The organism is Acinetobacter sp. ATCC 27244 (assembly GCF_000156555.1).
Classification (GTDB): domain Bacteria; phylum Pseudomonadota; class Gammaproteobacteria; order Pseudomonadales; family Moraxellaceae; genus Acinetobacter; species Acinetobacter haemolyticus.
The window spans coordinates 325,705-334,679 of the sequence record NZ_GG665949.1; the positions used below are offsets into that span (position 1 = coordinate 325,705).

The following is an 8,975-nucleotide window of genomic DNA, read 5'->3' on the forward strand; positions in this document are numbered from 1 at the left end:
AAATTAAGCAAAATTCCTATCGCACATTCTAAGTAATGTCTTACGGGATGATTGAGACCAGAAATGATCGCAACCTTATTATCATGATGTTCGAGTTTAAAAGACATGGCATCTGTGAGTAATGCTTGATAACGAATAGTGCGTTGTAATCCTTCACCAAAGGTTGGACTACTGAGAAAAAGATATTCAATCACTTGTCCACGAAATGGAGGTACATTTCCTCCAACATGAAGTCCGACATCTGAATCTACACTAATTTTCTCAGCCGCATCCCAGAAACGTCTTTGTGTAGAATTATTTCTTCGCACAGACTTGTCAGGAGGTTGATCCGGTAAATGAACACTTGCAAAGATAGCGGCCGCATCAAGGTTCATCTTGTGCATGGTTTGATACACCATCCATAAAAAAATGCCAGCATCGCTTGCTTTATTTGTGACCATGTTTGAAGGTTAAATAAACTTTTAAAACAATATACTATGTTTTTTTATCATAGAAATGAAATGTTTGTTAGAAGCTTATTACAGACTTCATTAAATAATATTTATACCTCATTTAGAAAATTTCTCTGTCATACAATCAAAGAAATAGCCATCAACAGGAATAAAAAGCCAGTTGTCATAACTGGCTTTTTTGAAGATTAAAACTTCTTTTCGAGTGTAAATTGAAAGTTAGGAATACTTTCATTGCTTCGTGCTTGATACAAACGACCATCAGATTGATAAGTCAGGCGCTCTTTATAATCGGTGCTGAGGATATTGTTTAAGTTCAAGCTTGCAGCCCAACCATCTGCAAAACGTTTGGTTGTACTTAAATTTAAGCTAAAACGTTCATTGGTTGTACGGTCATAAGGTTGACCATCCAACGCACGTTTAAATTCTGGGGTATAGCTCATGTTTATGCTGTTGGAAAGCTGCCACGGCTTATAACTATAAGATAGACCTGTACTGATATTGTATGGTGCAACATCGCTGACAAGACGTTCATGTTGTTGCTGATTTTTAATGGTTGCACGCACAGTAGATATTTGTCCATTAAGCATAAAGGCATGACCTGCTTCAGTTTGTTTTAAAGCATAACGACCAGAAATTTCGACTCCATAAGTGGTTGCCTCATCTTGGTTTTGTGGACGTTCAACATAACGATTTCCTTCCAAACTGACGACTTTTTCGATGTAATCTTTAATTTCTCGATGATAGGCAGTCAAGTTGATACCTCCACTCGCTGAGTCATAAGCAAGCGTTGACTCAATTGCATGAATTTTTTCAGCTTTCAGATTTGGATTGCCACCACGATCTGGATTGTTTAATGAGCCAGCATCATTATCTGTTGAAACGGTGACGGTAGGAATTAAACGATCTGATTTAGGGCTACGAAAGGCTTGGCTTAAATTAGTTTGCAATGACCATTGATCAGTGATGTTAAAACGGTAAGCAAGTACTGGACTGAGATGTTGATCTTGGTAGTCAACCAAGCCAGAACGATTGATCCACTCTTGACGTGCACCTAATGTCATTGTTTGGCGATCGGTAAAACGCCAACTTCCTTCTCCGTACATTGCATAGCGTTGTTCATTTAGGCTTTTGCTAACATTACTATCGAGCTTATTAAAACGACTGTCTAGACCAAATTTAAGTTGACGATTTGAATCCAACTTTCTCGTTCCATCATAAGCCAAACCATATTCATTGATGGTTTCATCTGTGTAGATCCGTTGCTCTGGTGAGCGAGTTAGTTGGCTTTCAGTCTGTCGTTCAATTAAAAAACGAATTTTATCACTGAGATTTTTGTCTTTTCGTTCATAGCGTGTGTTTAATCGGATACTGTCATTTTTATCATCTTGTATTTGATTGGCTGAGTGACCCTCCATTTTTATGTTGCGGTAAAACAACTCTGCAATGAGTTTTTGCTGATCATCCAGATCGTATTGTAGACGTGGAGAAAACATTTGCATGTTTCGATTTACAGTACGAACATTTTCACGTGTACCTGTCTCAGATTCAGTTTTTGAAACTGAGGTAGTATCGATCCACATTTGATTGGCGGATAGACTATAAGACCATTGATTTTCACGACCATCTGCTTGGACATTGATCTGCTTTCTTTCCATTTCTTGTTGCCCGCTTTCACGTAAGCCATAACCTAACTTAACTGTGCCATTTATGCGGGTGTTGATTGGTTCTTTTAAAATAATATTAATGACCGCTGATGAAGCAACTGAAGATTGTGCCACACTCGGTTGTTTAATGACTTCTATACGTTCAATCATCTCTGGAGTGATGGTGTCAATAATTGACATACCACCACGCGGACCACCTTGTATTGGTTCACCATTAATCAAAAAAGTCGGCGCACCACCACCGCGAAAACGCATACCTGAAGCACCTCCGCGTGGTCCTTGACCAAAGCTAGGTAATTGAAAACCTGCTGCGCGGCGTAAAGCATCCATTACAGATTGATCGCCATATTCAAGCATTTCTTCACGGCTAATAATCGTCTTGGGTACCGCGCTGATATCATCATCTTGTTGCTTTTGGGGTTCAGCGGACGCATTAAATGTCAATGTAGGAAGCACTTGAGTGGCAGTGTCTACTTGCGGGGAGTAAGAATTATAATCTTCAGCAAAAACGAAGCTACTCATTGTGAATAGGGCAGAGCTGAGCAGACTCAACTTCCCATGATAGAGTGATGGTTTCATTATAGTTACCCCAAAAAATATCAAATTATTTTGTGTGTAGCCTAATGTAAAATTGTGTAGAAAAATGGAATATTGGATGGATAAACATTTGAATTCATCATTTTACATGCATAAAAAAGTTGGAGTACATCTAAATGTGCCCCAACTAAGCTTAATTAGAAATAAATAGTTAAGTTTTAATCATCATCTGTAAGATCACGTCCTCCAGATAAAATCTCTTTTCCTAAGTGTCCAAGTTGTTCGAGTGGAGTTTGTGGTGGAGGTGTGGGTGTATGTTCTTCTAATAAATGCTTTTCTTTAATATTTTTCAATTCTTCTTCACTAAGTTTTGGAGGGGGATTAAACTCACCCCATCTACCGAAATGGATGTTGCCTTCAAAGGCTTCAGCCTGATCTGAGGCTTGTAGATCTTCATTTGATTCGGATTGATCATTTTGATTATTGGTCATTTTATAATTCCTTAAAAATAGATGTTTTATGTTATTAAAGTCTTATCACATGTCTTTTATTAAAATAAGTAATGGAGTGAATATACCAAAATACTTTAGCAAATTTTTTGAACTAGAAAACATCAATAAACATAAAAATACAAAGTTTAGCCTTATTAGTGTTCATGAGATTTTTAATCTTTAATGGATGAAAAACAACCCGAAGATTGAAAATTAATACGAAAGTTGGTGAAAATGAGAATTATTTTTATTAAAATTGTAACGCATTTTATTATTTTATTTTTTGAAATTTAGTCTGAGTTTTTTTGGAATTTTTATGAAGTCTGCTGCGTTAGGGTTGTTCGAACAGCCTATTTTTAAATTTAGTGTATTGAGTTTGATGTTGTTGCAAGCTCAGTATGCAATCGCAAATGAACAAACCGCTGTCATGCCTACAATTAAAATTGAGGCGATGAGTGAGCTTGATCCGATCAAAAGTTATATTGATTATGATCAGGCGAGTGTGACGCGTAATGGTTTAAAGAAAAAAGACATTCCCCAAACCATTGATACGATTGATGTGCAGAAATATAAAATTTATGGCTCAAATGATTTAAGTGTGATGTTGCAAGGTACGCCAGGCGTATCAACGAGTTATGATATGCGTGGTGATGGTATCAGCATACGGGGTTTTAATGCTGATACTGGTGATATTTATCGAGATGGTATTCGTGAAAGTGGTCAAATACGTCGGAGTACAGCAAATGTTGAACGTATCGAAATTTTAAAAGGTCCAGCATCTGTACTTTATGGTCGTAGTTCAGGTGGCGGTGTGATCAATATGGTGAGTAAATTTGCCAATTTTGACTCTAAAAGTTCGGTAGGGATTTATGGTGGATCATATGATAACTATGGAACAACGGTGGACTTCAACCAAGTTCTAAATGATAACTTTGCTGTCCGTTTGACAGGAGAATATGGCGAGTCGAACAGTTTCCGTTCAGGTATCGAAAACAAAATCGAGATGCTTTCCCCAAGTTTTACATATAAAAATGATGATGGCTTAACTTGGACAATGCAGTATACCTACGATAAATTACATCGTGTTCCAGATCGTGGCCCTTCATTTACTGCTCTACCTAAAGGTACATCAATCAAAACAGGTTTTGCACAAGAGGGTGACTATGTAAATGATATTTTACAAGTTGCACGATCTGACCTGAATTATGAGTTTGCACCAAATTGGAACTTTCATTGGGCTGTTAGCTATCGAGAAACTGAGCAGAATTTTGATCATTTTTACTTGGGTAGTCTTTGTTTAACAGATGTAGGAGCTTGTAATGGACATGTCGGTGATATTTCACAGCTCTACTATTGGCAGCAAACAAGTAACAAAACTACAAGTAATACCTTTGATATTCAGGGTGAGTTCAATACTGGAAGCATAAAACATAATTTATTGCTGGGTGCTGATTGGACCTATGAACAACGCGAACCTTTGCTTGCAAATCAAAATGAAAATGGTACGGCTATTTATGGTTATGTAAATCCGTTAACTGGGGAACGTAGTCATTCAAGAGGTACAGGTGCTCTAAAAATACGAACACATAACTATAACCAAGGGGAAGGCTATGGTGTATTCATTCAAGACCTGATTAGTTTTAATGACTATTTCAAAATGATGTTGGGTGGGCGCTATGATTACTTCCACTCGCAAACAACTAATCGTTTGAAGACAAGTGAAGAGAAGGATTACCAACGTAGTATTGATGGAGAAAGCTTTAGTCCAAACATCGGTTTTATTTGGCAGCCTGTAGAAAGTCAAAGTTTCTATGCTTCTTATAGTAAAAGTTTTGCTCCATTTGGTGGTCGAGTGGGAGTGAGTGTCGTATCTGCGGATACAAATGTTAATGCGTTTGATGCCGATCCTCAATACAACGAGCAATACGAAGTTGGTGTAAAAAGTGATTGGTTAAATGATCGTTTGAATACTCAATTTTCTGTTTTCGATATTCGTAAGAATAATATCCGCTATAAACCAGATCCTGAGAATAAACCAGAAGAATGGGCAGTTGGCGGACAGCATCGTTCTCGAGGAATGGAGTTTAGCTTTATTGGTCGTGCACTCGATAATGTTTTTGTACGAGGTGGATACAGCTATATAGATGCAGAAGTTACTAAAGATAAAGAAAAACCAAAAAATGTTGGAAAAGAACTGAATAATGTACCAAAACATATCGGTAATTTATTTGTTCGTTATCTACCTACAGATAAAATCTATGGAGAAATTGGTGCAACTTATGTAGGAGATGCGAAGGTATATCTAAATGGTAATTTAGATAGAGAACCGACCGATTTTAAGGGGTTTACACGTCTCGATGCTGCGATTGGTTATAGCGCTGCCCCTTGGAACCTGACGATTGCTGTCAATAACTTGACCAATAAAGAATATTGGCGTTCAGACTCGATGCCAGGCACACCACGTAATTTCTTGGTACGTTTAAACTATCAATTCTAATGGCTTGAACAAGTCACATATAAAAAAGCACTTTTGATCAACAAAAGTGCTTTTTTCTTTCTTATAAACGTAGGACGCCATACGCAAACTATAAAATGCTGTCAGAAAGGAATTAATTTAGAAAAATAACTACAAAGTCACAAAATTTGTTAGAATCAGAGAAAACACTAACAAAGAGATAATAATAATGAAGATCGCACTTGTACTCCTATTCTTATTTTCTATTCTCGTTTTGGGTTATACCAGTTATGAAGATGCACAGACGAAAAAACGTCAAGAACTTATGAAAGTTGTTCATGACGCTGAGCATAGTTTGAATGAAATTCAACATAACCCACATACACATTTGAGCAGTCTAAAACAAACTAAATAGGTAACAACATCTGCTATAAGATTTTGAGCTAATTTGATGCATTTGTCGCGATCAGTAAGTCATCTTTTTTTGATTGAAGGTACGCAAGTTCCTATTAGAATCTGCTAAAATATTTACCATTAAATAAAAAGCTGCATATTGTTATGCGGCTTTTTATATTTTGATAGCGGAATTAGATTTATACATGTTTTGATGTGACGCGTATCGAGCTGGCATATAGATTGCTTTCAGCTTTGTATACCTTTTGGTGAAAAATTCAAAAAAGTTTGAAACACAAAGGTATAGATTTTATCTCCTACGATCTTAGATTTTGACAGGTGCTATTATGGCAACGCCTAATGCTTCGGCAGGTTTGTTAGAACGCTTATTTAAATTAAGCGATAACAAAACGAGTTTTAGAACAGAAGTTCTTGCAGGTGTAACTACATTTTTGACCATGTGTTACATCATTATTGTAAATCCATTGATTCTTTCAGAAACAGGAATGGATCATGGTGCTGTATTTGTAGCAACCTGCTTAGCTGCGGCGATTGGCTGTTTGGTGATGGGGTTAATTGCGAATTATCCAATTGCTTTAGCCCCAGGTATGGGCTTGAATGCTTACTTTACATACTCAGTATGCTTGGGTATGGGAGTGCCTTGGGAAACCGCTTTAGCAGCAGTATTTATTTCTGGTTTGGTTTTCCTTGCGATTAGCTTTATGAAGATTCGTGAAGCGATTGTCAATGCTATTCCGATGTCGTTGAAACTGGCGATTGGTGGTGGTATTGGATTATTTCTTGCTTTGATTGCATTAAAAAATGCTGGGATTATTGTTGATAATCCAGCAACTTTAGTCGGTTTAGGGGATATCAAACAACCAACAGTGTTACTCGCTTTATTTGGCTTTTTAATGATCGTGGTTTTGCATCAGTTCAAAATACGTGGTGCAATCATTATTAGTATTTTAGTGATTACCGCAATTGCAACAGCTTTAGGTTTAAATGAGTTTAAGGGTGTAGTTGGTCATATTCCATCAATTGCTCCAACATTTATGAAAATGGACTTTGAGGGTCTATTCACTGCCAGCATGATCGGCGTTATCTTCGTATTCTTCATTGTTGATTTATTTGACAGTACAGGAACCTTGGTTGGTGTTTCACACCGTGCGGGTTTGTTGAAAGATGGTAAATTACCGCGCCTGAAAAAGGCATTGTTTGCTGATTCATCAGCAATCGTTGCAGGTGCTGCATTAGGTACATCATCAACAACTCCGTACATTGAATCGGCTTCTGGGGTTGCTGCAGGTGGACGTACAGGTTTAACGGCGGTAGTAGTTGCTGTGTTATTTGTTGGCTGTTTATTTTTAGCACCACTTGCTCAATCTGTACCAGGTTTTGCTACAGCACCTGCATTGTTGTTTATTGGAGTATTGATGATTCAAGGAATCACCCATATTGATTGGGATGATATCACTGAAGCAGTACCTGCCTTTTTAACGATCGTATTCATGCCATTTACCTATTCGATTGCGGATGGTATCGCAATGGGCTTTATTAGCTATGCATTGGTTAAACTACTTACGGGCAAAGCAAAGACAGTACCTTATATGGTCTGGATCATTGCAGCACTGTGGGTATTTAAGTTTGTTGCATTTGGCGGTTAAGTCGCTTAAAAATTAGAAACCTTTTAAAGGGTGTACCTGATTAGGCAACACCCTTTTTTATTTAGACGCGGAGTTAATATGAATCAAGTCGAGCTGATTCGTGCTTTACCCAAAGCCGAGTTGCATGTGCATATTGAGGGTACTTTTGAACCAGAACTGATGTTTGCAATTGCACAGCGTAATCAGATTCAGATTCCTTACCAATCTGTCGAAGAAGTGAAGCAAGCGTATAACTTCCATAATCTTCAATCTTTTTTAGATATTTACTATGCAGGCGCAAATGTGCTGGTGCATGAACAAGATTTTTATGATCTTGCTTGGGCATATTTTGAAAAATGTGCAGAAGATCGTGTCGTGCATACAGAAATGTTTTTTGACCCGCAAACGCATACTGAGCGTGGGGTTGAATTTGTTACGGTCTTAAACGGTTTAAAACGTGCGTGTGCAGATGCAAAAGAAAAGTTGGGCATCAGTTCTCAGCTGATTATGTGTTTCTTACGTCATTTGAGTGAAGAGAAAGCATTTGAAACACTTGAGCAAGCTTTACCATTTAAAGATGATATTATTGCTGTTGGTTTAGATTCAAGTGAGGTGGGGCATCCACCATCGAAATTTGAACGTGTTTTTGCCAAAGCGCGTGAAGCAGGTTTCTTAATCGTTGCACATGCAGGTGAAGAAGGCCCTCCAGCATATATTTGGGAAGCTCTGGACTTACTCAAAGTCAATCGTATTGATCATGGTGTTCGTTCAGAAGAAGATGAACAACTTATGGCGCGCTTGATTGCAGAAAAGATGCCATTAACTGTGTGTCCTTTAAGTAATCTAAAGTTATGTGTAGTAAATGATATGGCTGAGCATAATATCCGTCGTTTACTGCAAAAAGGTGTCCATGTCACAGTAAACTCTGATGATCCTTCATATTTCGGTGGTTATATGAATGATAATTTTGCTGCGATTCAGCAGGCCTTAGATTTATCCAATGATGAGCTAAAACAACTTGCGATTAATTCATTTGAAGCGTCATTTATATCAGATGAAGAAAAACAAAAGTGGATTGATGAAGTAAAGAAAATTTAAACGAAAAAAAACCGCATGATGCGGTTTTTTTATATTCAAGGGTTTATTTAGGTTGTTTTAACATGCTTCGTAAGACATTATCTTTATCGATAAAATGATGTTTAACTGCCGCTAAAGCATGTCCAACGATCAGTAACCCTGCAAACCATGACAAATAAATATGAAGTGGTTTTACAATTGCTAGAAGCTCTGGATTATCTTGAACTAATCTTGGAATTTCGAAAAGATATAACACAGGC

At 37.5% G+C, this 8,975-nt stretch carries 8 protein-coding genes; 4 read left to right on the forward strand and 4 right to left on the reverse strand.

All coding sequences use genetic code 11. The features are described 5' to 3' along the window. The 3 genes from HMPREF0023_RS01440 to HMPREF0023_RS01450 all read right to left on the reverse strand — a co-directional run. A partial coding sequence (locus tag HMPREF0023_RS01440; RefSeq protein WP_008940962.1) for an AraC family transcriptional regulator ligand-binding domain-containing protein occupies window positions 1-440 on the reverse strand: 440 nt, incomplete at its 3' end. Window positions 441-637: 197 nt separating this feature from the next. Then, the gene (locus tag HMPREF0023_RS01445) at window positions 638-2,638 is read right to left on the reverse strand and encodes a TonB-dependent receptor plug domain-containing protein (protein ID WP_008940963.1); all 2,001 of its coding nucleotides are present in this window, start codon (window positions 2,636-2,638) and stop codon (window positions 638-640) included. 233 nt (window positions 2,639-2,871) lie between these two features. Further along, the gene (locus HMPREF0023_RS01450; protein ID WP_005091002.1) at window positions 2,872-3,144 is read right to left on the reverse strand and encodes a hypothetical protein; all 273 of its coding nucleotides are present in this window, start codon (window positions 3,142-3,144) and stop codon (window positions 2,872-2,874) included. A 316-nt stretch (window positions 3,145-3,460) separates the two neighbouring features. Between HMPREF0023_RS01450 and HMPREF0023_RS01455 the strand changes: the two genes are divergently transcribed. The 4 genes from HMPREF0023_RS01455 (at window position 3,461) to HMPREF0023_RS01470 (ending at window position 8,736) form a co-directional block, all read left to right on the forward strand. Beyond that, window positions 3,461-5,641 carry a TonB-dependent receptor gene (locus tag HMPREF0023_RS01455; RefSeq protein WP_005082048.1) on the forward strand — a complete coding sequence of 727 codons (2,181 nt, stop codon included), beginning with the start codon at window positions 3,461-3,463 and terminating at the stop codon, window positions 5,639-5,641. A 187-nt stretch (window positions 5,642-5,828) separates the two neighbouring features. After that, entirely contained in the window at window positions 5,829-6,014 is a 186-nt protein-coding gene (locus tag HMPREF0023_RS01460; protein WP_005082051.1) for a hypothetical protein, read from the forward strand. Between the two features lie 325 nt (window positions 6,015-6,339). Then, the gene (locus HMPREF0023_RS01465) at window positions 6,340-7,659 is read left to right on the forward strand and encodes an NCS2 family permease (RefSeq protein ID WP_004638516.1); all 1,320 of its coding nucleotides are present in this window, start codon (window positions 6,340-6,342) and stop codon (window positions 7,657-7,659) included. A gap of 78 nt (window positions 7,660-7,737) precedes the next feature. After that, the gene (locus tag HMPREF0023_RS01470; RefSeq protein ID WP_005082053.1) at window positions 7,738-8,736 is read left to right on the forward strand and encodes an adenosine deaminase; all 999 of its coding nucleotides are present in this window, start codon (window positions 7,738-7,740) and stop codon (window positions 8,734-8,736) included. 43 nt (window positions 8,737-8,779) lie between these two features. Here HMPREF0023_RS01470 and HMPREF0023_RS01475 read toward each other — a convergent pair. After that, on the reverse strand, window positions 8,780-8,975 hold a 196-nt coding region (locus tag HMPREF0023_RS01475; RefSeq protein ID WP_008940964.1), incomplete at its 5' end, for a cytochrome b.